This is a genomic window from Chryseolinea sp. H1M3-3 (genome assembly GCF_029360725.1).
Classification (GTDB): domain Bacteria; phylum Bacteroidota; class Bacteroidia; order Cytophagales; family Cyclobacteriaceae; genus Chryseolinea.
The window spans coordinates 861559-886859 of record NZ_JARKMY010000010.1 but is presented as its reverse complement, the minus strand read 5'-3'; the positions used below and the strand labels follow the sequence as shown (position 1 = coordinate 886859).

The following is a 25301-nucleotide window of genomic DNA, read 5'->3' as shown; positions in this document are numbered from 1 at the left end:
ACGAAATGACAGTTGGCCATTCAAATGTAAACTCATAATTTTATTCCGTACAGATTTATACCGCAACAGCCTTTATGAAAAAGTTAGTCTTTATTTTTTTCGCCTTGTTTCTCATCAGCACTTTAGGCGTCGCGCAACGCGTGAAAATTGAATATGATAAATCTTCCTTGCAGGCATCCTACGCGGCAGATGCATTGAAGAAATCTGTATTAACTCGCGGTTATATTTTAAATGAATCAACCCCCGACTATAGCATTGTGCTGGTGGTGAAAGAGGGCTTGGGAAAAGAGTCCTATGAACTTTTGCCCGAAGGGAAAAAGATAACAATTCACGGTGGAGATGGAACTGGTCTTATTTATGGCACATTGTCCTTAGTGGAGGATTTTAGAAATGGTGTTTCCATCCAGAACGTAAGAAAAAGAAATGAAGTGCCTAAACTGGCATTTCGTGGAATAAAATATGATTTGCCTTGGGACACGTACCGTCACAGTTATGCCTTGGATCAACATCAACAAACCTGCAGCGATGTAAATTATTGGAAAGCATTTCTGGACATGATGGTAGAGAATAGATTCAATACTCTTACGCTATGGAATCTGCATCCATACACCTTTATGATTAAGCCGAAGAATTTTCCGGAAGCAAGTCCCTGGAATGATAGGGAAATGGCACAGTGGAAAAATTTATTTGGAAGCATTTTTCGAATGGCGAAACAGCGAGGCATCGATACGTATGTAATCCCATTTAATATTTTTGTTACGGCAGAATTTTCAAGGGCGCACAATGTCGCGATGGATAATCTGGATCATCATTTTTTTGTAAAAGGCGATACCTCTGAAATAGTAAAAAGATATACACGTGAATGCGTCACGCAATTGTTGCAAGAATATCCTGAACTTACTGGAATGGGATTAACCCTGGGCGAAGGGATGGGAGGAATGACTCCGCAACAACGGGAAGACTGGATGAAGGAAACAATTATTGAAGGGATGCGACAAGCGAACAGGAAATCAAAACTCATTCATCGAATTCCGTTTTCAAGTACCACCGGTTCTCTTGGGCCAACCAGTATAGAAACAGAACGCCTGACCAGGAAGGGAATTGAACAGGAAGCAGCCATGGATTTTATCGAACAACCAGTGTGGGCCGATCTTAAGTTCAATTGGTCGCATGCTCACTCCACTCCCAAATTAATGAAAGTGCATGGCGGAAAATTGTTCGGTGCTTATTTTGAACCGGTTCCCAATGACTACAAAGTGATATGGACAGCACGCAATGAAGATTTTTTTTGTCTTCGATGGGGTGTTCCGGAATTTGTTCGGCAACATATCAATACGAATTCTCCTCCTTATGTAGGCGGATATCTAATTGGATCTGAAACTTATATTCCGGCAAAAGATTATTTTACTAAACTAGCAACAAACGTAGACTGGAAGTATGCTTTTGAACGGCAATGGTTGTTTTATAAATCATGGGGTAGGTTGTTGTATAATCCCTCAACGCCGGATGATCTGTTCAAAGCCGAATTTATTCAGCGATATGGCAAAGATGCCGGATCATTATTTGAAGCATCAAGTTTGGCAGGCAAAACTCCTTTGCGACTCGCCTCCTCATTTGATTTCACCTGGGATTTTTCACTTTACAGTGAGGGCTTCATGGCATTGAACAGAGATGTGAAACGTGTCGAATATATTTCCGTCGATTGGCAGATCAAACAGCCGCCGATCGACCCAGACTACGTCTCTGTCCTTGAATATGTAAAGACTATATCTTCGGGAGGCAGCTTTGAGAAAGGTAAAATCACGCCACCTGTTTTAATAAACATGCTCGAAGCAGATTGCAATAAAGCATTGTCTTTAGTCAAGAATATTAAAGCTGTCAATAATGCAACACTTCAACAGGAGGTTGCCGATATCAAAGTTTGGGCAAATCTTGGGTTGTACTTCGCTGAAAAATTAAAAGGCGCTGTTGCACTACAAAGCTATCGCGTTAAGGGCGGGGAAGAACATAAACTGCAAGCCATTAAACACCTTGAAAATGCATTACGGTTCTGGGATGTTGTCGTGACCATAACGAAACCTCTTTACAACGAAATGCCTTTAGTACATTTCAGCGAACAAGATGGCAAACATTGGAAAGAAAATGATCATCTTCGTTTCCATTGGGAACTCCTTCGACCGGAGGTAGCCAAAGATGTTGAAATCGCAAAAAATGCAACTGTCGATACAGGCAACTAAATTGAATTTTTTTAGCAGATAAATATTTAGAAAACACAATGACGTACCTAAACTCCTGGCGCACCTGCGCGGCCATTCTCCTTTTAACAACGGGATTGGAATCGTGTAAAAAAAAGACGACCAAAGAACCTCCGCTGATTGTCCAAGAAGATCCGGCGACCGCCGCTGCAAAAGCAAGTGAAATCCGGAAAAACACTTCAGCCCAGCTTGCGGAAGGTCTCACACTGACTTTGTGGGCATCTGACTCTCTGGCGCCCGATCCTGTTGCGATGTCAATCGATGATGCAGGCAACGTCTACCTTACACGCACAAACAGGCAAAAAAATTCAGAGTTCGATATTCGTGGATATCGTCACTGGATGACACCCTCTATTGGATTTCAGAGTGTAGAAGACCGGCGCGCGTTTCTACATAAAACCTTTGCGCCAGAAAGGAGCGCAGAGAACCAATGGCTCGCAGATTTAAATAATGACGGTGTTCATGATTGGCACGATTTAGCGATAGAAAAAGATGAAATATGGAAGCTTGAAGATCGTTCCGGCGATGGCCTCGCCGATATTTCAACCCGGATACTTAACGATTTTCACGATGAAGTTACCGACGTGGCGGAAGGACTTTTGGTTCGTGAAAAAGATATGTTCCTTGCTATCGCACCTGATCTGTGGAGGCTAAAAGATAATGACGGAGATGGCGTCATCGATGAAAAAACTTCCATTAGCAATGGATACGCAGTCCACATTGGCTTCTCAGGTCATGGTCTGTCTGGTGTAACGGAGGGGCCGGACGGGAAAATCTATTGGAGCATTGGGGACATCGGTGCAAACATTAAAGCCCCCGATGGTAAAGTTCATGCGTATCCCAATGAAGGTATTATCGTCCGGGCTAACCCGGATGGAAGTGACTTTGAGGTATTTGCTGCGGGGTTAAGAAATATACATGAATTTGTATTTGATGAGTATGGCAACATGATTAGTGCTGACAACGATGGTGATCATCCGGGCGAAAGTGAACGCCTCGTTTATATTGTGGAAGGCTCCGATGCAGGTTGGAGAAGCAATTGGCAATATGGAAAATATACAGATCCCAGAAATAACACTTACAAAGTGTGGATGGACGAGGGGTTTTATAAACCGCGTTGGCAAGGACAAGCATCTCACATCATTCCACCGATCATCAATTTTCATAATGGGCCCACAGGTATGGCGTACAACCCTGGAACGGCATTGGGATCTGAATGGAAAAACAAATTCTTCCTGGTGGAATTTGTGGGTAACCCGAGCCGTTCACATGTGTGGGCATTCAGCTTGAAGCCACAAGGTGCTTCCTTTGAACTTGCTGAAGACAAAGATGTTGTCAGTGGTATTCTACCTACAGGCATCCGCTTTGGTCCAGATGGTGCGTTGTATGTTGCCGACTGGATCAACGGTTGGGGTACTAAAAATTATGGTCGTGTATGGAAACTTGATGTGAGTGAAGATAAAAATGATTTGAAAGATGCCAGGGCCGAGACGAAGCGTCTTATGCAACTCGACTATTCTGAACAATCGGAAGAAGAATTATTGAAATTGCTTTCTTATCCGGATATGCGCATTCGTCAGAAGTCACAATTCGAATTGGTGCGTCGTGACAAAAAAGGTTGGGATATTTTGAAACAGGCAGCTCAAGATAAAAACAATCAGTTCGCGCGTATTCATGGCATTTGGGGCATGGGACAACTCGCCATAAAAGATCAAAAGCGAGGTTCAGCAATATCGGATTTACTAAAAGACCGTGATGCTGAAATTGTCGCGCAGGCTGCCAAGGTCATTGGTGATATCCGTTATAAAGACGCTGCTGATCAATTGATCCCACTCCTCGGCCATCAAAGTCCACGTGTACAATTTTTTGCGGCACAGGCGCTCGGACGATTGGAACATACAAAAGCCGTTGACGCACTTCTTGCGTTGATCGACAAAAATAATGATCAGGACATCTACCTGAGACATGCAGCCGTCTTAGCGCTTTCCCGCATTGGCCATGAAACACCCATCACGGCGCTCGTGAATCATGCAAGCACGGCTATTCGTACAGCAGCAGTGTTGGTTTTGCGCAGGATGAAAAGCGAAAAAGTCGCTTTGTTCCTTAACGATAAGGATGAATTTGTTGTAACGGATGCCGCGCGTGCCATTAATGATGATTTGTCTATCCCAGCAGCATTGCCTGCCCTTGCAGCGGTGTTGAATGAGAAGCGATTTACATCAGAAGCGCTGTTGCGCAGAAGTATCAATGCCTGTTTACGCGTAGGCGGAGAAAAGGAATTAGACTTGCTATTGGCTTTTGCGAAACGGAATGAAGTTGCCCCAGCTATTCGCGCAGAGGCGTTAGCTACGATTGGTACATGGCCAAACCCTTCTGTTCTGGATCGTGTCGATGGTCGTTATCGTGGAGAATTAAAGCGTGATCCTGCGGTCGTTGTTAATAAAGTAAAAGGAAATGTTGACTCATTTCTGAAGTCCGGCGACGCTGACGTGATCGTGGCCACTGCCAGCATGTTAAGTGAATTGGGAATAAGCGACTATAATAATCAGCTCGAAAAGCTTATGCAACAACATGCCGCACCTACAGTAAGGTCAGCTATATTGGTTGCATTGCACAAGTTGCGTTTTGAAAAAATCGAATCGGTAATACAGCGGGGAATGAATGATAAGGACGGTTCCGTCCGAACAACCGCTATTGGATTGTTAAATGAATTGAACATCAGCAAAGAAGCATTGCCAGGAATTGTTCAACCAATCTTCACGAAAGGTTCAATAGAGGAACAACAACAAATGTTACGGGTTTTAGGTGAGATGCCCATTGAAAAAAGTGAGCCCGTGTTAGAAAAATTGATCACGCAGCTCGCGAGCAAAAAGCTTTCTCCAGCGCTATCGTTAGATCTTATGGAAGCTGTTGACTCAACGCACTCGGAGAAGCTTATTAGCAAATTAGCACCACTTAGAAATGCAGGCGAGGCAGAAGCTTTTGCTGAAACACTTTACGGTGGCGATGTGCGGAGCGGCAGAAGAGTATTCATGAACAACCCAACGGCCCAATGTGTCCGCTGTCATACCCTGGGTGGCGAAGGTGCAACGGTGGGGCCACCACTTGGTGAAATTGGTGACAAACTTAGCCGGGAACAATTGTTGGAAGCGCTTATTGCTCCCAGTGCAAGGCTTGCTCCTGGATATGGATCAGTGAAAATTACATTAAAGGATAATCAGGTGGTAACTGGAATTCTCATGGAAGAAACGCCGGCTGAATTGACGCTTAAGACTTCAGAAGCAGAACCAATGGAAATTCCGATTTCAAGAATCAGCAAACGTGAAAACCTACCGTCTGGAATGCCGCCGATGAAGACCCTGTTGTCTAAACGTGAAATCAGAGATGTGATTGAGTTCCTGGCAAACCAGAAGAAAAAATAATGTGGAGAGCAGTAAGTAGTCATTACTACTTACTGCTTCACTTTACATTTCTTTTGTGGCTGCGTCAATCAATCCCTTGATGTATCCCATCGCAAACAACGTCCCATACTCGCTGTAACCCGGATGTTCGTTGCTATCACCCGCAACGGTAGGCACATGATCTTCGCGCATGGGACCGTTGAAGCCAACTTCAAAATAGGTTTTCATCGCCTGGTACATGTCTGTTTTTCCTTCATCATGGAAGGTTTCTTCGAAATTCCACCGATCACCTTTTACGTCTCTGAAGTGTACGAAGAAAATCTTATCACGCTTACCAAAGTATTTAATAACAGCAGGTATGTCTTCGCCCATCGTAGCGAATGTTCCTTGGCAGAGTGTAAGTCCGTTGTTTGGGCTGGGATAAAGTTCTAAGAGTTTTTTGAATGCATCAGCAGTTCGCATGATGCGTGCAATGCCTCTGATTTTTGGAATTGGCGGATCATCGGGATGCAGCGCGAGTTTGATGCCATTCTTTTCTGCCTCCGGAACTACAGCTTTTAAAAAGTATTCCATGTTCTTCCACATGGTCTCTTCGGAAACTTCTCCGTATTCTGTTAATGGCAAATCTTTCACTTTATCGTAATTAAAAGCTGTTACTAACGCACCACCACGGCCCACCTTTTCAAAATCTGTTCTTGCCCAGCTGATCACAGGCATCCAGTTGTAACAGATCGTATCCAATCCTATTCGCTTCATATTGCGAATAAGGGTAATGAAATTATCGATCTGTTCATCCCTGCCATCAACACCAAGTTTTGCTTTGTCCAACGGCGGAGTTCCTTCCAGGACTTTCCATTGTAAACCACGCTTTGCATAGGCTTCCTTTACAGCTATAAGCCCTTCGTATTCCCACGGCTTAACGTCATGCAAGCCAGCGATTCCGGGATTGGAAGGAGAGACGGCACCGATGATGCCCATTTGTTTAGAGAGTTCAATCTTTCTCTCTTGTAGGCCATAAAAGTAGGCCAGACACAATTCGATATTGACGTCTTTCGCGTAATGAAATGCCTGTGCGGTGCCATTGAATCCAAAGGATGATAATGCGGTAAGTGACGTACTTTTTTTTATAAAATTCCGGCGTGAGGTACTCATAACTTTCTTGTTTGTTGTCTCTACGAGATTACACTTTTTTTCCAAGCGGGCTATTGAAAACTCTCTTCAGGGTCAGATTCTATTGTGGCCGTAATCGGGCTACATGGAGTTGTTTTAATGGTATGCGGCGCTGACCGCCTGCGCACAAATCCATCCGAATGTGTACATGTTCAGATTTTAAAATCCCTAAAATGAGCCTGCCCTCGGTGATTTGTTCAATGGCATCTGTATTGAATATACGCTCGAAATCCCTAAAGCTAAAATTATGAAAACATCGTTACTTTATATTTTTTCGCTGCTTGCTTTCATACCATTGCACGCACAAGAGTTTGATTATTCATTTAAGGAAAGCTACGACGTATCAACTCCTGCTCAACTAGATCTCACTTCATTTGATGGAAACCTGGATGTGTTTTCGTCAGACGGAAATAAGATAGAAGTTTATTACATCGCTAAAAAAGGTGGGCGACTTTTGAAGATAGACCGCCAGGAATTAGAGAAAGAACTTATCGTAGAATCAGATCACGACAAAAACAGTTTGAAAATAAGCATTAGAGACAAAAAAAGATATCAAGCTATAAATTTTGAACTCTCCATAAATGTCCACTTCAAGGTATTTGTTCCCAAAGAAACTGCCTGCAGACTTACTACTTCCGATGGCAGTATTTCTATCGCGAAATTAAATTCAAATCAGCATTGTAAAACAAGTGATGGCTCAATTGAAATAACAGAGATTTCAGGTAACGTCATTGGAAAAACTTCTGATGGAGATGTTCACGTTAAACAGGTTAAAGGAATGGTCGATGTTGGTACAAGTGATGGAAGTATTCAATTAAGGCAAATCGCGGGAGACGTTCAGGCATCTACTAGCGATGGAAATATTATTTTAGATAAAGTTAAGGGTGATATAATTGTAAAGACTTCAGACGGATACATCGACTTCAAAGAAATCTCCGGCTCCTTTAAAGCCTCAACCTCCGATGGAAATATCCACGGGAATGTTGCGGATCTGAAAAAAGAACTAACACTTAAGACAAGCGGCGGTAACATTGAGGTGACTTTGCCAGAAGCATTGGGATTAGACTTAGAGATCAAAGGCGAGTCTATTGACGCTCCGTTTAAAAATTTTACCGGCAAATTCGATAAAAAGTTTGTGAGTGGTAAGTCAAATGGCGGCGGGATTCCTGTTGTGCTATCAACCTCCGATGGCAATGTGCGACTCAGTTATTAAAACGAATTCGACATGTTCAAACACAATTTCCTTCTTGCCTTTAGAAACTTTAAAAGATTCAAAGGTACTTTCTTCATTAACCTGATTGGTTTATCTACAGGATTAGCATGTGCGTTGATGATTTATCTGTGGGCTCAGGACGAATTGAAAAAAGATAATTTCTTTGAAAAGGACAATCAGCTTTTTCAGGTCATGGAGAACCGGGTGCAAGCGCACGGGATATGGACTGCTCAGTCAACGTCAGGGGTAACCGCCGAATCCTTGATAAAAGATATACCAGAGGTTGAGTATGCAGCTCACGCTACGTGGGTGGACGAAAGTACACTTTCCATAGGAGAGAAAGATGTTCAGGCTAAAGGGCATTATGTGGGTACCGATTATTTTAATATTTTCTCATATGAGATTTTGCAAGGCGATAGAAAAAAAATCCTTGCTGATAAAAACGCGATAGTTATTTCTGAAGAATTGGCTTTGCGTCTTTTCAATACAACGGAAAACGTGATTGGCCGGTCTGTAATTCATCAGCACGATTTTGAATATATTGTTTCGGGAATTATTAAAGTTCCTTCCAATTCATCGTTACAATTTGACTTCGCGTTATCAATGGAACGATTTAAAGACATTATCGGAGATAATTTTAATTGGAGAAGTACAGGACCTTTTTGTTACGTTTTGTTAAGACCGGGTACTGACGTTGATCAATTCAATAAGAAAATTGCTGACTATGTTAAAGTAAAAACCAATAACGAAGTCACGCATCGTACGATGTTTGTAAGGCCCTATTCAAAGGCATATTTGTATGGTAAATACGAAAATGGTGTTATAGTGGGAGGAAGAATTACATACGTGAAGTTATTCTCCATTATTGCTGTTTTTATTTTGGTGATCGCGTGCATCAACTTCATGAATCTTTCTACTGCCAAAGCCTCCAAACGCATTAAGGAAATTGGGATTAAAAAAGCAATTGGAGCACAACGTAAGGCATTGGTATCCCAATACCTGGGAGAATCCCTCTTGTTGACTTTCGTATCATTAGGAATTGCTGTTGTTTTAGTCCAATTGTTGCTCCCTCATTTCAATCAAATTACAGAGAAACACCTTGCGCTGAATTGGGATCTTAATCTTGCAGCTTCTTTTTTAGGAATCGCGTTGGTTACCGGACTACTTTCTGGAAGTTACCCTGCTGTGTATCTTTCGCATTTTAGTCCGGCTTCCGTATTGAAGGGTAGGATCAACACTTCATTCGGTGAGTTATGGACACGCAAAGGCCTAGTCGTATTTCAATTTACATTGTCTGTAATTTTCATTGTTTCTGTTCTGGTGATTTACAAACAGATAGAATTTGTCCAGAACAAAAGCCTTGGATACGATAAAGACAATATTATTCTTTTTGGTTTGGAGGGAAAGGCGAATGAAAACAGAGAAACGTTTCTCTCAGAAATTCGCAATGTGCCTGGAGTGGTAAGTGCATCAACGATCGCTCACCGAATGACAGGCCATCAAAGCGGCACTTATGGAGTTGAGTGGCAAGGAAAAAACCCAGAAGATAAAACGGAATTCGAAAATGTTGCTGTTGACTATGATATGATCGAAACATTAGGAATTGAAGTTGTAGCGGGTCGTAGTTTCTCGCGTAATTTCAGTTCTGATAGTGCTGCTATTATATTTAACGAGGCGGCTATTGCGTTTATGGAAATGAAAGAGCCGTTAGGAAAGACTGTAAAATTATGGGGTGAAGATCGGCAAATCATTGGTGTGGTAAAGAATTTTCATTTCGAGTCGCTGCATAAACAAGTGGGTCCTCAGTTTTTCAGGTTGGAGCCTAACTCCACGTATGTGTGTATGGCAAAGATTGAAGCTGGTAAGGAAAAAGAAACCATCGGTCGCCTTGAGGCATTTTATCAAAAATTTAATCCGGATTTTTTATTTGATTTCAAATTCCTCGATGAACACTATCGGTCGCAATATGCCGCCGAACAAAAGATTTCCGTGCTGTCGCGATATTTTGCCGGCCTCGCCGTTTTAATTTCGAGCCTCGGACTGTTAGGCCTCGCTGCTTTTTCTGCAGAACGGAGGCTCAAAGAAATTGGAATTAGAAAAGCACTGGGTGCTAGTGTTTCCGGAATAGTTTACCTGCTGACGAGCGACTTTACTAAAATAGTCTTGATTGCGATCATTATCGCGATGCCAGTAAGTTACTTTGTCGCTGCTTCATGGCTCGAGAGTTTTGCATTCAGAATACCCTTGGGTGCTGGATATTTTATAGGTGCTGGAATTATCGCCTTGGTGATTGCTGGTTTAACGGTGGGCACACAAGCATTAAAAGCGGCGAACGTCAACCCATCCAAATGCCTGCGTGATGAATAACCACTTTCCGGAGGTGTGAGCTTTCGGAAAGTTTCGCTTTCTACATTACCCGGTAGCCTCCGGTGTAAGCTTTAATCACATATTTTTCCCTTTTTCCATCTTTTATTTACCTTACGTGTCCACTTAACCATGATTTCCATGACACGTAAACGTTTCTTCTTGTTGATAGTACCCGTTGTGTTATTTTCCTTCAATTTCAGTACGACTAATCAGATTTCTAAAAAAAAATGGGTTAGTCTTTTTAACGGAAAAAATCTGGATGGTTGGACAATGAAAATATCGGGTTATAAACTGGGGGAAAATTTCGGTAATACTTTTCGTGTTGAGGATGGCATACTGAGCGTTCGCTATGACCAATATGATAGCTTTAGAAACAAGTTTGGTGCTTTATATTATAACAAAAGGTTTTCAAATTACAGATTAAAAGTTGAGTATCGTTTTGTGGGAGAAACAACTGTAGGGGCACCTGTTTGGGGCTATCGCGATGGGGGCGTTCAATACCATTGTCAGGATCCAAAGTCGGTCGGTCTAAAACAATCTTTTCCGGTATGTCTTGAATACAATCTTCATGGCGGTAATGGAAAAGATGAAAGACCTGTGGGTGAAATTTGTGCCAATGGCATGAATGTGGAAATTAACGGACAGAAAAATTCTTCTTACTGCACACCGGCATTTGTGAAAAGAACTTTTCATGGCGATCAGTGGGTAACTGTCGAGATAGATATTCAGGGGAAGCAAATAAAACATTTTGTCAATGGTGAAGAAATCCTTCACTTTGAAAACCCCACGTTCAATCCTGCGCATGAACTGGGTAAAACATTTGTAAAAGGGAACGACAATGCGGTGAAGGACGGATTCATTTCATTGCAATCTAATAGCCATCCTATTGATTTCCGGAAGATTGAAATAATGGAGTATTAACTTTCTCAATATAAGATGAAGGATCCACTATACATTTCAACAGCACAATTTGAAAACCGCAGTGGTGACAAAGTTTATAATCTTTCAATCATTGATAAACTGTCAGCGAAGGCTGCCGCACAAGGTTCGCAAGCAATAGCTTTTCACGAGTGTTCAGTAACGGGGTATACTTTTGCCAGGCATCTTTCAAAAGTTCAGATGCTCGAACTGGCAGAAGAGATTCCAGATGGTCCAAGTATAAAAAAACTCAGAGAAATAGCTACCAGAAATAAGATTACTATTCTTGCCGGTCTCTTTGAAAAAGATCAACAGCAAAATCTGTTTAAGGCTTACGTCTGTGTCGATGAAAGTGGGGTTCGTGCCAAGTTTAGAAAATTACATCCCTTCATCAACCCCCATTTAATACCAGGCAACGAGTACTGTGTTTTTGATCTTCATGGATGGAAGTGTGGCATTCTAATCTGTTATGATAACAATATTATTGAGAACGTAAGGGCTACACGATTGCTAGGTGCACAAATCATTTTTATGCCGCACGTAACCATGTGTACGCCTTCAACAAGACCCGGTGCAGGTTTCGTCCATCCCGACTTGTGGAAAAATAGGGAACGTGACCCAACGTCATTGCGTCTTGAATTCGACGGTATGAAAGGAAGGGATTGGCTAATGAAATGGCTTCCGGCAAGATCGTATGATAATGCCATCTATACGGTATTCTCAAACCCGATTGGTATGGATGATGATCAGTTAAAAAATGGGTGTTCCATGATTATTGATCCTTTCGGTGATGTTATCGCGGAATGCCGTACACTTGGTGATGATATCGTGACGACGGCCTTGGTGCCAGAAAAATTAAAACAAGCCGGTGGACAGCGGTACATCAAGGCGAGGCGGCCCGATCTTTATAAGGATATTATCGGAGCCGATCATACGCCTGAGCAAAAAGTAGTCTGGTTGAAGACAGAGAAATAGTTCACCTAAAAAAAATATTTACATGCGATTCAAAAAACTTCGGTGCTCACGGTTGGTTAAAACAGCTATTACCAAAACATATTTAATTATTGCTGGTATGCTAATAATCAATTCAGTTTTACAGGCGCAGCAGCTGAATGTCGGCGTGGTGGGTTTGAGTCATGATCATGCTCATGGAATCATGAACCAATTCAAAAAAGGCGAAGTAAAGATTATTGGGATCGTTGAGAGTGACAACCAGCTTGTTGCCCGATACAAAGACCGGTATCAATTGCCGGAGGGAATATTTTTTAAGTCTATAGCCGAAATGCTTGAACGTACAAAACCTGATGCCGTGCTTGCGTACAACCCAATCGTTGAGCACCTCGCCGTTGTAGAGGCGTGTGCCCCAAAAGGAATTTCAGTGATGGTAGAAAAGCCACTTGCGACAACTGTGAAGGATGCAGAGCGGATGGCTGCTTTGGCTAGACAATATGATATACATCTTCTTACCAATTATGAGACAACCTGGTATCCCAGCAATCAACAAGTGAACGTGATGGTGAACGAGCAGCAGGCAATTGGAAAGATCCGGAAAATGGTGGTGCATGATGGCCATCAAGGCCCCAAGGAAATTGGATGTAGCGCTGAATTCTTGAGTTGGTTGACAGATCCCATTAAAAATGGCGGAGGCGCATTAACGGATTTTGGATGCTATGGCGCAAACTTAATGACCTGGTTGATGAAAGGCAAAGCCCCGGTTGCAGTTACGGCTGTGACAAGGCAAATTAAACCTCACATCTACCCAAAAGTTGATGATGATGCAACCATTCTTTTGGAATACGAAGATGCTACTGGTATCGTGGAGGCTTCCTGGAACTGGCCTTTCGGTATAAAGGATTTTGAAGTATTTGGAACAACGGGGTATTTACACGCACAAAACAGTAATACACTTCGGGAGCGAAAAAAAGATACTTATGAGATTGTTGAAGTTAACCAGCCTTCATATTCCAGTAACCTTGTGTATCTGGCTGATGTATTGAGCGGCAAGATAAAGCCTGCGGATGATCTCTCATCTTTGAACAATAATCTTATTGTAGTCAAAATTCTGGAAGCCGCCAGGCAATCAGCAAAAGAGGGAAGACGTGTTGTTCTTAAATAAATTTATTTGATATTCTTTCCGGCATATTCAATGCGAATGAGTTGCCTAATCCTTAAACTCAGAAGTAAAATGGAAAGTAATATCAGGAAAATTATCCTGTACCATTTGAAGCCATGCCCTCGATTCTGCCATAAAAACCTGCTTGTCGTCTTTATCCCTGGCAATATGCCGATGTTTGGATTCGATAAACTCATTTAGTTTCTTCGGATCCTTGCTACTAATCCAGCAAGCCTTGTAAATATTTTGAGGTACAAATTGAGCGGTCGCGCCGTACTCATTCTTCAAACGAAATTGAATCACTTCAAATTGCAACGCCCCCACTACACCTACAACTTTCCGTTTGCCTAATTCATAAGTGAACATCTGTGCAACCCCTTCTTCCATTAGCTGTGACAGACCTTTTTCCAATTGTTTTGTTTTCATTGCATCCAGGTTCAGCACCTCCTTAAAAATTTCTGGTGAGAAACTTGGAATGCCAGTGTACATCAATTTTTCTCCCTCAGTTAATGTATCACCAATTTTTAAATTTCCTGTATCGAAAATACCAACGATGTCGCCGGGCCATGCTTCCTCAACTGTTTCCCGATCTTGCGCCATGAAGGCGGTTGCATTTGAAAACCTTAAACTCTTGGCTTGTCGCACGTGGTAATAGTTATTGCCACGCTCAAACCTGCCGGAACAAACCCTGATAAAAGCAATACGATTACGGTGTTTGGGGTCCATGTTTGCATGAATCTTAAAAACAAATCCACTAAACTTGTTTTCCTCAGGTTCAACTATGCGCACCGTTGTTTCGCGCGGGATGGGAGCGGGCGCAATGCGAATGAAAGTATCCAGCAACTCCTTCACGCCGAAATTATTTACGGCACTGCCAAAAAATACCGGCGCGACTTTTCCTGCTAAATAATCTTCCACATCAAAATCCGGATATACACCTTCAATTAACTCTACGTCTGCGCGCAATTGCCTGGCATTGTTCTCACCTACATAATCTTCTAATGTGGAACTATGAATGTCACTGATTTCTATACCTTCTTCAACTGTAGTTTTGCTGGGTGTGAAAAGGTGTAGACTCTTTTCGTACATGCTGTAAACCCCTTTGAAGGTTTTTCCCATGCTGATAGGCCAGCTTAACGGGCGTACTTTGATATTCAGTTTTTCTTCGATTTCGTCCAGCAATTCAAACGGATCACGGCCTTCACGGTCCAGCTTGTTAATGAAACAGATTACCGGTGTATTTCTCATCCGGCATACTTCCATCAATTTTTCTGTCTGGATTTCCACACCTTTGACACAATCGATCACCATAATGACACTGTCAACTGCGGTGAGAGTCCGATAAGTATCCTCGGCGAAGTCCTGGTGACCAGGGGTATCCAGCAGGTTTATCTTAACATCCTTATAATTGAACCCCATCACGGATGTGGCCACTGAGATGCCCCGTTGCTTTTCAATTTCCATCCAGTCCGATCGTGCATGATCCTTTATCTTACTGGATTTAACAGCACCAGCCTTTTGAATAGCACCTCCAAAAAGCAAAAGCTTCTCAGTTAATGTTGTTTTCCCGGCATCCGGGTGACTAATGATGCCGAAGGTTCTTCGTTTTTCTATCTCTTGCTCTAAAGTCATTTCCTTATAATTCGGTCGCAAAAGTATTAAAAAGCAGTAAGCTAAAAGCAGAAAGGTTAAGCAAACTGCCTTTCCTGTCAACAGTGTCTCCCTTTTTACCCCAATGGTTCTCTTTTGCTTTAAGCTTTATTCTTAACTTCAAGCCCTTAAAAAATCAACTAAAACCATGTTATATAGAAGATTTGGAAGAACGAACTGGAAAGTAAGCGAGATCGGATATGGAATGTGGGGTCTAGCCGGTTGGAAGGGCTCTATTCCGGATGAGATCGATAGATCGCTTACCCGTTCTGTCGAATTGGGATGCAATTTCTTTGACACAGCCTGGGCTTATGCTGAAGGCAAAAGTGAACAAATACTTGGTAAACTTTTAAAAAGATATCCCGAAAAAAAACTTTATGTGGCCACGAAAATTCCTGCAAAGAATTTTAAATGGCCATCGAAACCGACTTACAAGCTCGCGGAATGTTTCCCGGCATCTCACATTATTGAGTACACAGAAAAAAGTCTGAAGAATCTAAATGTTGAATGTATTGATCTTCAACAATTTCACGTGTGGGAAGATGGTTGGTCAAATCACGATGAATGGAAGACGGCTATCGAGAAACTAAAGAAAGATGGTAAGGTAAAGCACTTTGGTGTTAGTGTAAATCGCTGGGAGCCTGATAACGTGTTAAATACATTACAGACTGGATATATAGACGCGGTCCAGGTGATCTATAATATTTTTGATCAAAATCCGGAAGATAATTTATTTCCTCTCTGCCGTCAGCTAGACATTGGCGTGATCGCACGTGTTCCTTTTGATGAGGGAACTTTGACAGGAACGTTAACGAAGGACACTGTTTTTCCCGAAGGAGACTGGCGTGCAACCTACTTTGTACCCGAAAATCTTATTCCAAGTGTTGAACATGCGGATGCGTTAAAACCACTTGTTCCGAAGAATATGTCCATGCCGGAGATGGCACTACGGTTTATTCTTTGTAACGAAGATGTCCATACCATCATCCCGGGCATGCGGACATTGAAACATGCGGAAGCCAACATAGCTACGAGCGATGGTAAAAAATTGGAGGAATCTCTTCGGCTTAAACTAAAAGATCATCGATGGGACAGGACTCCAACGGAATGGTCACAATAACGGCTGTTTGAATCATCCCTTCTTTTTTTGACCTGGCGCATACTCTTTGGCTGATTTACTGCCTGTTTGTTTCTTGACCTGACCAGGAGGTGCTTTGGTGTCTGTAATCACTACAGCACATGCACTTGCTACAATTGATACTACGAGGAAGAGAAACACGGAAATCTTTTTCATTTGACCTTTAATAGATTATGAAAAGGTATGGCTTGCCGTGCAGATACTTGGTAATAGATCAGCCGAATTCACCTTAGAGACTGCTGGAATCGTAGTTTGAGCGCTAGAAAAAAAGGCCATGCTCATGTCATTGTGTCACATTTATGTCATAAAATTCTATTGGCATAACCATTGAAGTGGAGCTTTTGCTTTTAGAACCGAAAAAACACTGAACATATGGGAAAAATTATTGGAATTGACTTAGGAACCACCAACTCGTGCGTAGCCGTAATGGAAGGCAGCGAACCAGTGGTGATTGCAAATAGCGAAGGTAGAAGAACCACACCTTCAATTGTCGCTTTTTTAGATAATGGAAAAGGCGAGCGTAAAGTTGGTGATCCTGCTAAACGTCAGGCCATAACCAACCCTAAAAATACCGTTTCGTCCATTAAGCGCTTCATGGGAAAAAATTTCAATGAGGTGACCAGCGAAAAGAAAATGGTTTCTTACCAGATAGAGTCTGGCAATAACAACACCGTACGAGTAAGAATAGGTGATCGACTCTATACACCCCAAGAGATATCTGCTATGATTCTTCAAAAAATGAAGAGCACTGCGGAAGACTATCTGGGTACTAGTGTAACGGAAGCTGTCATAACAGTTCCGGCTTACTTCAATGATGCCGAACGTCAGGCAACAAAAGAAGCAGGTCAGATTGCCGGCCTCGATGTAAAACGCATTATCAACGAGCCTACAGCCGCAGCGTTGGCATATGGTCTTGATAAGAAAAATAAAGATATGAAGATTGCTGTGTACGACCTGGGTGGTGGTACATTCGATATCTCTGTTCTTGAATTAGGTGACGGTGTATTTGAAGTTAAATCTACCAACGGTGATGTTCACTTAGGTGGTGATGATTTCGATATGCGCATTATGAACTGGCTTGCTGACGAGTTCCTAAATGAAGAGCGTGTCGATCTACGAAAAGATCCAATGGCACTTCAACGTTTGAAGGAAGCTGCTGAAAAAGCTAAGATAGAATTGTCAAGCTCTATGGAGACAGAAGTTAATTTACCTTATGTGACTTCTGTTGACGGGGTACCTAAACACTTGGTGAAAAAACTTAGCCGCGCAAAATTTGAACAACTGGTTGATGACCTGGTTCGCAGAACATTGGAACCTTGCCGCAAGGCTGTTCAGGATGCTGGCGTAAGCGTATCGCAAATCGACGAAGTAATCCTGGTAGGTGGATCTACCCGCATACCCCGGATCGTTGAAGAAGTAGAGAAATTCTTCGGAAAGAAACCATCCAAAGGCGTAAATCCGGATGAGGTTGTAGCAATTGGTGCAGCTATTCAGGGTGGTGTATTGACAGGTGAAGTGAAGGATGTACTGTTGTTGGATGTTACACCGCTTTCACTGGGTATCGAAACACTTGGTGGTGTTTTCACAAAATTGATCGAATCGAATACGACGATTCCTTCAAAGAAATCCGAGACATTCTCAACGGCGGCTGATAGCCAGCCTTCTGTAGAGATTCACGTGTTGCAAGGTGAACGGCCGATGGCAAAAGATAACCGTACCATAGGACGATTCCACCTGGATGGAATTCCACCAGCACCGCGCGGTATCCCGCAGATCGAAGTAACGTTTGATATTGATGCAAATGGTATACTCCATGTGTCAGCAAAAGATAAAGGCACTGGAAAAGAACAAAAGATCCGAATCGAGGCATCTTCTGGTTTGACCGATGCGGAAATTCAACGAATGAGGCAAGAGGCGCAAGCCAATGCCGATACTGATAAGAAGGCGAAGGAAACTGTTGAGAAAGTTAATCAGGCGGATTCTATGATTTTCCAGACTGAAAAACAGCTGAAGGAATATGGTGAAAAACTTTCTGAAGGTAATAAGAGTGCAATCAATAACGCACTTGAAAAACTGAAAGAAGCACACAAGAATAAAGACTTGGCAAGTATTGACAACGCACTGAATACACTCAACACTGCATGGCAAGCTGCTTCTGCTGAAATGTATGCTTCAACCGGAGCTCCCGGTGGCCAGGGTCCTGATAATTCAGGCGGCCCAGGTGCCGGTCAAGCCGGGGGAGGTTCTACAGATGGCAATGTGTCTGATGTAGAATATGAGGAAGTAAATGACTCTAAGAAATAATTCAGAAGTCTAATAGTTTTTTAGTCGCATAACTTTGAGGAACCCTTCAGAAATGAAGGGTTCCTTTTTTATATTAGCTCACCAAATAGCTAACCCCCATAGCATGATCACTTCATTTAGAATTCTGTTTTTTCTTCTCTTATCAGATGTGGCTGTTGTAGCGCAAACTTTTGAAGGAAAAATTACCTATCGAAACTCTTACACCTGTAAAATTCCTAATGTCACAAACGAGATGTTCACCTCAATGATGGGTACATCTTTAGAGTATATTGTTAAAGGAGCCAGCTATAAAACGATATCTAATGGTACCTTTCTGCAATGGCAATTGTACCTTCCCAAAGACAACAAACTTTACACGAAGTTCTCGAACTCTCCTTCAATACTGTGGAATGATGGGGCTGTCAATCCCGATGAAGTGATCAAATCAGAATTGAACAAAAATGTGGTAGAAATCCTTGGGCATGCATGCGATGAACTTGTGCTGACTTGTAAAAGTGGCGTGCAGAAATATTACTTCAATTCAAAACTCAAAATGGATTCCAGGCTTTTTGAAAATCATAGGTTTGGAAATTTTTATGAATATGTCTCCAAGGCCAATGCAGTACCCCTAAAAATTATAATTGACAATGTTCAGTTTGCATTGGAAAGTGTCGCTACTGTCGTACAAGAAGAAAAAGTGGACGACCAAATTTTTGTATTACCTCCGGACGCCGTACTTGAGAAAAGTCCCTTTTGATTTTGATATAAACCACCATCACTATTCCGACATCATTACTCCGATCGTAAGGAATTTACGGGATTTGCTATTGCCGATTTGATGGATCTATACCCTACCGTAATAATTGCAATGGTTACTGTTATACCCAATCCAATTAAGAAAATTGCTGGTCCGATTTCTTGTTTATAGCTGAATCCCTCAAGGAATTTATTCATTACATACCATGCGATGGGTGTTGAAAATAAAAACCCCAAGAGAATGAGCTTGATGTACTCCCGTGAAAAAAGAAAGATGATGCTTTCAACGGAGGCTCCCAATACTTTTCGTACACCGACTTCTTTAGTTTTTTGATTCGCCATAAAAGATGCAAGCCCGTACAATCCAAGACACCCAATAAAAATTGCGATCGTACTAAAGGCGGTAAGCATCACCGACATTCTTTTTTCATCTTCATAAAAGTCGGCGATTTGCTGATCTAAAAATTTATAATCAAATATGTTTTCTGGATAAGCTGACGCCCACATTGGCTTTATCGTGTTTATAATTTCTTCCATACGTTTAGTATCAACATTTAAGGTTAATGTTTCATAACCGGCAATGCGATTCATTAATGCGGTCGCTTCTATCGGGTCACGCAAGCTGACCGTGTGGAAATCTTTTACAACACCCACGACTGGTAATGTCTTTCCCCACAGTGTTATCGTTTTACCAATTACAGAGTTATAGTCTTGTAAGCCGATGGTGTGGACAAATTTTTCGTTGACAAGAAAGCCTGTAGCAGTGTCCAAGTCGGGTAATCCCTGACCCGCAATAATTTGCAGCCCATACAGCTCGATGTAATTTCCATCGATGTGTTTGACTTGTGTAGTGAAAGTCTGTTCATTTCCTTCTATGGTAAAGATCGTATGAGATACGTTGCCCGAAGACGGGGGCGCGCTGCTCAGGCTTGCACCGTTTACGCCTGGAACGTTAACAAATTCCTCACGTAGTGTACGCATCTTACTTACATTTTTATTGTCGGAAGCTGTTTCTGAAACAGGAATCGGAACAATAAGCATAGCATCCTTTTTAAAGCCCAAATCTTTTTTATTGAAATAATCCATCTGGTTAATGATGACGATGGTTCCAATAATAAAAAATTGTGAAATGATGAACTGAGTTACCACTAATGTTCTTCTCAGATTATAACCTGACGAGCTTCTGGTGCTTACTAAATTCTTCAATGCTAAAACCGGATTATATCCTGAAACGACAAATGCAGGATACATTCCGGCGAGTACCGATACAAACAGCGTTACGCCAATCAAATAAACCCATAAGGAAACATCACTTAAGACGTTCAGTGTTAAACTGATTTCTAAAAATGGATTTATGAACCCCAGCGACAATTGAGTAATGGCCAATGAAACTAATACGGAGATGATCGTGACTAAAGTAGTCTCACCTAAAAACTGAATGATCAATTGGGCGCGGCTACTCCCAAGGGATTTACGGATACCAACTTCCTTGCTCCGTTTAATTGCTTCGGCCGTTGCAAGGTTGACAAAATTGATGCACGCAGTCAGGATCAGGATCAATGCAATCGCCTGTAAAGAAATGAGCATTCCTTTGCTCACTGTGCTATAAGTGTAAGTGTTGAACCTGTCATCAAAGTGTATCTCAGAAAGGCTTTGTAGCAAGTATTCCACTTTATTGACATTGTCGCCAAGATATTTCTTTGTAAAAGCGGGTAGCCTGGACGATATTTTATTGATGTCTTCTCCTTCACGCAATAAAAAATAACAATGCTCATCACTCCATACACTCTGCCATCCATCCTGTTCAACACCACTTTTTACGGTGATGTAGGATAACATTAAATCGAAAGGAAAATCTGTATTCGATGGGAAGTCATCCATCACTGCTGCCACACGGTACTCGAGCGTATCATATTTTAATATTTCGTTTCGGGCATCTTCTATTCCAAAGTACTTTAACGCCCACCGTTTGGATATAATGGCTTCATTTGGCTCGTCCAACCCTTCTGCGGCATTTCCGAATAACATAGGCCGATCAAAAATTTTAAAGAATCCTGGTTCAGTAAATACGATACCGGCGTCTTCAAAATACTTTTTTGGCTCCCCATCAGGTTGAGGAATTGTAACCATTGTCTCAGAGCGATAAGAAGTAAACACGACCTCCTCCGCTTCATGAAAGTCGGTTCGGAAGGCGTCAGGCAATACCGCAGGTACACCTGGACTGTGACGTTTGCCTCTGTTCCCTTCTGATTGTGTAACTACCCGATAAATTCGCTCCTTTTTTGAATGAAAGTTATCAAAGCTCGATATGTGCTTTACCATCAAAAACAATATCAGGCTACAGGATATTCCTAAAGTCAAACCAGCAACATTTACGAACGCACTCCCTTTTTGGTGCATCGCGTTTCGAAAGGCTGTGAGCAGATAGTTTTTTAGCATAGAAGAGGAATTCTCCTGGCTGGCACTCAACATAAATGCCATGTTTTCTGCGGCTTTCCTGAGGAAAAACGCTATTTTTTCGTTGGGCAATGTTCGATCTGATGAATGGCTGTCCGGATGCGGACGAATGTTAGACATCCGAAATTATTTCGGAGTTGCCATTGTTTTGGTATCGAATTGTTATTTTTACACCATGCTTTTACAGCAAATCTTGTTGATTCTGATTTTTCTCGGTGCAGTGATCTACATCGGAATGATCGTGTATAAAGCTTTTCAAGCTAAATCTGGTTGCGCTTCAGGCTGTGGAAAATGCGGCGCCATAGACTTTTCAAAAATCGAACAACAGATCAAAGAAAGGAAATTATAATCAAGCCCACACTTTTGTACCCTCCGTACAATTTTTGCAAATTTCTATTTCACGTCTGGATCGTAATAAGGTAGTTCTGAATTCTTTGTAGGCATTGCCATACCAGATTTCAGCGAACGATTGCTTGGTGAGCTCGCCCAAAGTAAAGTGGGCGTCTTTGTCAAAACAACAAGGCACAACTTTTCCATCCCAGGTAATAACGCAGCTGTGCCACATTTTCCAGCAATGATTGTCGAGTTTATTTTTTATCGAATAAGTACCATTTTGGTTCTTCTTGTATCTGGAATATTGTTGTTGTTCCGGGATCAAGTTCGATCCTTTTTCAAAATCATAGATTTGCGCAGTCTTCAACACCACCTGATCGACACCCAACTTCTTAGCTACTGCATAAACCTCCGGTATTTGATGCTCATTGGGTTTTACTACCAAAAATTGAAAAACAACTTGTGGTGTTTTTGATTTTAATTTTTTCTTCCAGGAAATTATATGCCGCGTTCCTTCAATCACCTTTTCTAATGAACCGCCGATGCGATAAGACTGATACGTATCCTGCGTTGTGCCATCTATAGAAATGATGAGTCTGTCAAGCGAAGATTCGACGGTTGCCCTAGCTACGTCATCTTTCAAAAAATGCCCATTGGTAGACGTTGCGGTGTACACACCTTTATCTGATGCATATTTTACCATTGCTAAAAACTGCGGATGAAGATAGGGCTCACCCTGAAAATAAAAAGTAAGATAATTCAGCGTTGGTGCTAGCTGATCGATTACATCCCGAAACAAGTCCGAATTCAACATCCCTGTGGGCCGGGAAAACGATCGTAAACCACTGGGGCACTCCGGGCAACGGAGATTACAGGAAGTCGTTGGTTCGAAAGCAATACTGATGGGCATCCCTTTAATAGCTGGGGTGCCAGTCCATCTAGAAAATTGGTAGCTGGAAAAAATACGGGAAGCATTCACCAAACGTTTAGGTGTTAACCTGGAAATCATGTTTAGACTGTCCTGAAAACCTCCGATCATCGGGGTAAGTTAGCGGTTAATAGGTAATATTGGTAAGAATTGAGCATAGCACATTGCCCGTATCTAGGAACTACTTGGCTTTTTAAGAATTACCAGATAAACTTTATCTTTCCCTGATGAAACGAATTCTTTGGCTGCTCCTCTTTATTCCCTTCACTAGTAAAGCTCAATTGTCGGAACAGGCATTTATTTCTGTGCTTACCTGTGGCCCCTATCAGGAAGAGTTGTATTCGGCTTTTGGACATAGCGCCTTTCGTATTTACGATCCTGTAAAGGGAATCGACGTTGCTTGTAATTATGGTTTGTTCGATTTTAATCAACCTAACTTCTACCTGAATTTTGCGCGGGGAAATAATCTATATCGACTAGGCATTGAGGACTACCCGCGATTCGAAAACAGATATATCTATGAGAACCGGTTTATTCATGAGCAGGTTTTAGATCTAACACAACAGCAGAAACAGAAACTGTTTGCTTATCTTCAACGGAATGCGCTCCCCGAAAATGCCAGTTACCTGTACGATTACTTTTATAACAATTGTTCAACAAAAATTCGCGATGTTTTGCTTGAAGCATTGGGTGATGAGGTGACTTTTGATGAAACGCACATCACTACCGACCTCAGCATCCGTGAGCTTACTGACATTTATATTAAACGCCAGCAGCCTTGGGGTGATCTTGGAATTGATATTTGTCTAGGGCTACCGATGGATAAGAAAGCAGCACCATTGGAATATATGTTCCTTCCGGATTATGTGGAATCGGGATTTGATCACGCCACCATAAAAAAGAATGGTACGATTGTTCCGCTGGTCAAGGAAAAAATTATAACCTATGAGGCGAGAGAAGAAGAGCCGGCCGACGGGTTACCGCACCCGTTGTATTTGACGGGTTTTATTTCCTTCGTAGCAATTGCATTGACAATTTGGGATTTTAAACGAAAGGCACTTTCAAAATGGTTTGATGCAACTTTGTTTATCGTAACAGGATTAATTGGGTTGCTGCTTGTGTTTTTGTGGTTCTTCACTAATCACAACGCGGCGGCAAATAATTTTAATCTGCTTTGGGCTTTTCCATTTCATTTTGTGGCTGGTATGGCGCTCTTTAAACCGCGGAAATGGCTCACCAATTACTTTCTTTTTGCAACTATTTTGATCGTTGTAACCCTGCTAGGCTGGCCGTTGTGGCCCCAGAACTTACATTATGCGTTAGTTCCATTCATTGCAGCGTTGGGAGTCCGGGCTTTTGCGCAATTTTATTTTAGAAAAGTAACAGTGAAAGCTGAGTTGAGTTTAGCCGGAAAATGAAATAAGTTATTTTTTACTGGCGTTAAACAATTTTTCCTTTTCCTCCTTGGTGAGGCTTTCATAGCCGGCGTCTGAAATCTTGTCGAGGATCGCATCAATTTCGTCCTGTGAAATAGACGCTTTTGCTTTTGGCTTTTGGGCGTCCGTATACTGTTTTCGGTAGGTGACTTTAACTTTGGGCCTGGCCCTGAAAAGCCCCTTGAACCAATCGATGGTAACTGTTATCCAGGTTCCCCAGTTGACTCCTGCCTGAAGCTGTTTGATGTACACAAAGCCGATTAAGGCACCACCTAAGTGAGCCACATTTCCGCCGGCGTTCTCTCCCACGGATCCTAAAAAAGAAACAACAATGTAAAAAGCAGCGATGTATTTGATGCGTATTGGTCCAAGAAACAAAAGAAAGAAAGTATAATCCGGCAGTAGCGTCGCAGTAGCTACTACGATAGCGTACACAGCCGCTGACGCACCAACCATTCCATTAAAAGTTCCAATGCGTTCGATGTAAAATGGAACAGTATTGTAGACCAATAAATAAGCCATACCTCCTGCAAGGGCACCAAGCAGGTATAAAGCAATCAGCTTGTCACTCCCCAGGTATTCAACAAACAATTTTCCAAACCAGTAAAATACCAGCATGTTAAATAGAATATGAAATATCCCGGATAAGTCGTGAACAAATGCATAAGTAATAATGGTCCACGGCTTTTGAAGAAATTCGCGAATGGGTGCGGGAATTGCGAGCTGATCATGGATGACGTCAAAAACGTCTGGAACCTGTAACGCTTTTGAAAATACGAGTATAACTGCCAGCGCTAAAAAAACTATGACATTAATAATGATCAGTTGAACATGTGCATTATTATAGCGTTGAAAAGCATTTTTAAAATCGTCGAACATAGTA

General features: G+C 42.0%; 17 protein-coding genes. 11 read left to right on the top strand and 6 right to left on the bottom strand.

Features of this window, described 5'->3' with window-relative positions:
- Nucleotides 1-74: 74 nt before the first annotated feature.
- On the top strand, nt 75-2237 hold the full coding sequence (locus tag P2W71_RS20580) for a glycoside hydrolase family 20 zincin-like fold domain-containing protein (protein ID WP_276373213.1): 2163 nt from the start codon (nt 75-77) through the stop codon (nt 2235-2237).
- Nucleotides 2238-2275: 38 nt separating this feature from the next.
- Nucleotides 2276-5677, top strand: a complete 3402-nt coding sequence (locus P2W71_RS20575; RefSeq protein ID WP_276373212.1) for a HEAT repeat domain-containing protein — start codon at nt 2276-2278, stop codon at nt 5675-5677.
- Nucleotides 5678-5719: 42 nt separating this feature from the next.
- On the opposite strand, the gene P2W71_RS20570 is transcribed toward P2W71_RS20575, so the two are convergent.
- Complete coding sequence (locus P2W71_RS20570) at nt 5720-6808, bottom strand: mannonate dehydratase (protein ID WP_276373211.1); 1089 nt, start codon at nt 6806-6808, stop codon at nt 5720-5722.
- A 265-nt stretch (nt 6809-7073) separates the two neighbouring features.
- On the opposite strand from P2W71_RS20570, the gene P2W71_RS20565 reads away from it, so the two are divergent.
- From P2W71_RS20565 to P2W71_RS20545, 5 genes are all read left to right on the top strand, one after another.
- A complete protein-coding gene (locus P2W71_RS20565) occupies nt 7074-8039 on the top strand; it encodes a DUF4097 family beta strand repeat-containing protein (protein ID WP_276373210.1) in 966 nt (321 codons plus the stop codon).
- A gap of 12 nt (nt 8040-8051) precedes the next feature.
- On the top strand, nt 8052-10406 hold the full coding sequence (locus P2W71_RS20560; protein WP_276373209.1) for an ABC transporter permease: 2355 nt from the start codon (nt 8052-8054) through the stop codon (nt 10404-10406).
- 138 nt (nt 10407-10544) lie between these two features.
- Nucleotides 10545-11327 carry a DUF1080 domain-containing protein gene (locus P2W71_RS20555; protein ID WP_276373208.1) on the top strand — a complete coding sequence of 261 codons (783 nt, stop codon included), beginning with the start codon at nt 10545-10547 and terminating at the stop codon, nt 11325-11327.
- Between the two features lie 15 nt (nt 11328-11342).
- Nucleotides 11343-12299 (top strand): nitrilase family protein, encoded by a 957-nt coding sequence (locus tag P2W71_RS20550; RefSeq protein ID WP_276373207.1) that lies wholly within the window; start codon nt 11343-11345, stop codon nt 12297-12299.
- A gap of 97 nt (nt 12300-12396) precedes the next feature.
- Nucleotides 12397-13440: a Gfo/Idh/MocA family oxidoreductase gene (locus tag P2W71_RS20545; RefSeq protein WP_276373206.1), complete on the top strand. Its 1044-nt coding sequence runs from the start codon at nt 12397-12399 to the stop codon at nt 13438-13440.
- Nucleotides 13441-13485: 45 nt separating this feature from the next.
- Here P2W71_RS20545 and P2W71_RS20540 read toward each other — a convergent pair whose 3' ends face one another.
- On the bottom strand, nt 13486-15069 hold the full coding sequence (locus tag P2W71_RS20540; RefSeq protein ID WP_276373205.1) for a peptide chain release factor 3: 1584 nt from the start codon (nt 15067-15069) through the stop codon (nt 13486-13488).
- A 166-nt stretch (nt 15070-15235) separates the two neighbouring features.
- Here P2W71_RS20540 and P2W71_RS20535 point away from each other — a divergent pair, with 166 nt between their 5' ends.
- Complete coding sequence (locus P2W71_RS20535) at nt 15236-16207, top strand: aldo/keto reductase (RefSeq protein WP_276373204.1); 972 nt, start codon at nt 15236-15238, stop codon at nt 16205-16207.
- Nucleotides 16208-16219: 12 nt separating this feature from the next.
- On the opposite strand, the gene P2W71_RS20530 is transcribed toward P2W71_RS20535, so the two are convergent.
- The gene (locus P2W71_RS20530) at nt 16220-16381 is read right to left on the bottom strand and encodes a quinol oxidase subunit 4 (protein WP_276373203.1); all 162 of its coding nucleotides are present in this window, start codon (nt 16379-16381) and stop codon (nt 16220-16222) included.
- 216 nt (nt 16382-16597) lie between these two features.
- Between P2W71_RS20530 and dnaK the strand changes: the two genes are divergently transcribed.
- Both dnaK and P2W71_RS20520 read left to right on the top strand, forming a co-directional pair.
- Complete coding sequence (dnaK, locus tag P2W71_RS20525; protein WP_276373202.1) at nt 16598-18529, top strand: molecular chaperone DnaK; 1932 nt, start codon at nt 16598-16600, stop codon at nt 18527-18529.
- A 103-nt stretch (nt 18530-18632) separates the two neighbouring features.
- The gene (locus P2W71_RS20520) at nt 18633-19265 is read left to right on the top strand and encodes a hypothetical protein (RefSeq protein WP_276373201.1); all 633 of its coding nucleotides are present in this window, start codon (nt 18633-18635) and stop codon (nt 19263-19265) included.
- A gap of 35 nt (nt 19266-19300) precedes the next feature.
- On the opposite strand, the gene P2W71_RS20515 is transcribed toward P2W71_RS20520, so the two are convergent.
- The gene (locus P2W71_RS20515) at nt 19301-21841 is read right to left on the bottom strand and encodes an ABC transporter permease (RefSeq protein WP_276373200.1); all 2541 of its coding nucleotides are present in this window, start codon (nt 21839-21841) and stop codon (nt 19301-19303) included.
- A 229-nt stretch (nt 21842-22070) separates the two neighbouring features.
- On the bottom strand, nt 22071-23093 hold the full coding sequence (locus tag P2W71_RS20510) for an SPASM domain-containing protein (RefSeq protein WP_276373199.1): 1023 nt from the start codon (nt 23091-23093) through the stop codon (nt 22071-22073).
- Nucleotides 23094-23209: 116 nt separating this feature from the next.
- Between P2W71_RS20510 and P2W71_RS20505 the strand changes: the two genes are divergently transcribed.
- Entirely contained in the window at nt 23210-24400 is a 1191-nt protein-coding gene (locus P2W71_RS20505) for a DUF4105 domain-containing protein (protein ID WP_276373198.1), read from the top strand.
- Between the two features lie 6 nt (nt 24401-24406).
- Here the strand turns inward: P2W71_RS20505 and P2W71_RS20500 are convergent, their stop codons facing one another.
- The gene (locus P2W71_RS20500; protein WP_276373197.1) at nt 24407-25297 is read right to left on the bottom strand and encodes a rhomboid family intramembrane serine protease; all 891 of its coding nucleotides are present in this window, start codon (nt 25295-25297) and stop codon (nt 24407-24409) included.
- Nucleotides 25298-25301 lie beyond the last annotated feature (4 nt).

What these genes read in the sequence shown, in the direction of transcription:
- P2W71_RS20560 (WP_276373209.1), top strand. Translation starts at nt 8,052, where the DNA reads ATGTTCAAACACAATTTCCTTCTTGCCTTTAGAAACTTTAAAAGATTC.
- P2W71_RS20530 (WP_276373203.1), bottom strand. Translation starts at nt 16,381, where the DNA reads ATGAAAAAGATTTCCGTGTTTCTCTTCCTCGTAGTATCAATTGTAGCA.
- P2W71_RS20570 (WP_276373211.1), bottom strand. Translation starts at nt 6,808, where the DNA reads ATGAGTACCTCACGCCGGAATTTTATAAAAAAAAGTACGTCACTTACC.
- P2W71_RS20510 (WP_276373199.1), bottom strand. Translation starts at nt 23,093, where the DNA reads ATGATCGGAGGTTTTCAGGACAGTCTAAACATGATTTCCAGGTTAACA.
- P2W71_RS20550 (WP_276373207.1), top strand. Translation starts at nt 11,343, where the DNA reads ATGAAGGATCCACTATACATTTCAACAGCACAATTTGAAAACCGCAGT.
- dnaK (WP_276373202.1), top strand. Translation starts at nt 16,598, where the DNA reads ATGGGAAAAATTATTGGAATTGACTTAGGAACCACCAACTCGTGCGTA.
- P2W71_RS20565 (WP_276373210.1), top strand. Translation starts at nt 7,074, where the DNA reads ATGAAAACATCGTTACTTTATATTTTTTCGCTGCTTGCTTTCATACCA.
- P2W71_RS20575 (WP_276373212.1), top strand. Translation starts at nt 2,276, where the DNA reads ATGACGTACCTAAACTCCTGGCGCACCTGCGCGGCCATTCTCCTTTTA.
- P2W71_RS20520 (WP_276373201.1), top strand. Translation starts at nt 18,633, where the DNA reads ATGATCACTTCATTTAGAATTCTGTTTTTTCTTCTCTTATCAGATGTG.
- P2W71_RS20515 (WP_276373200.1), bottom strand. Translation starts at nt 21,841, where the DNA reads ATGTCTAACATTCGTCCGCATCCGGACAGCCATTCATCAGATCGAACA.
- P2W71_RS20555 (WP_276373208.1), top strand. Translation starts at nt 10,545, where the DNA reads ATGACACGTAAACGTTTCTTCTTGTTGATAGTACCCGTTGTGTTATTT.
- P2W71_RS20580 (WP_276373213.1), top strand. Translation starts at nt 75, where the DNA reads ATGAAAAAGTTAGTCTTTATTTTTTTCGCCTTGTTTCTCATCAGCACT.
- P2W71_RS20505 (WP_276373198.1), top strand. Translation starts at nt 23,210, where the DNA reads ATGAAACGAATTCTTTGGCTGCTCCTCTTTATTCCCTTCACTAGTAAA.
- P2W71_RS20535 (WP_276373204.1), top strand. Translation starts at nt 15,236, where the DNA reads ATGTTATATAGAAGATTTGGAAGAACGAACTGGAAAGTAAGCGAGATC.
- P2W71_RS20540 (WP_276373205.1), bottom strand. Translation starts at nt 15,069, where the DNA reads ATGACTTTAGAGCAAGAGATAGAAAAACGAAGAACCTTCGGCATCATT.
- P2W71_RS20500 (WP_276373197.1), bottom strand. Translation starts at nt 25,297, where the DNA reads ATGTTCGACGATTTTAAAAATGCTTTTCAACGCTATAATAATGCACAT.
- P2W71_RS20545 (WP_276373206.1), top strand. Translation starts at nt 12,397, where the DNA reads ATGCTAATAATCAATTCAGTTTTACAGGCGCAGCAGCTGAATGTCGGC.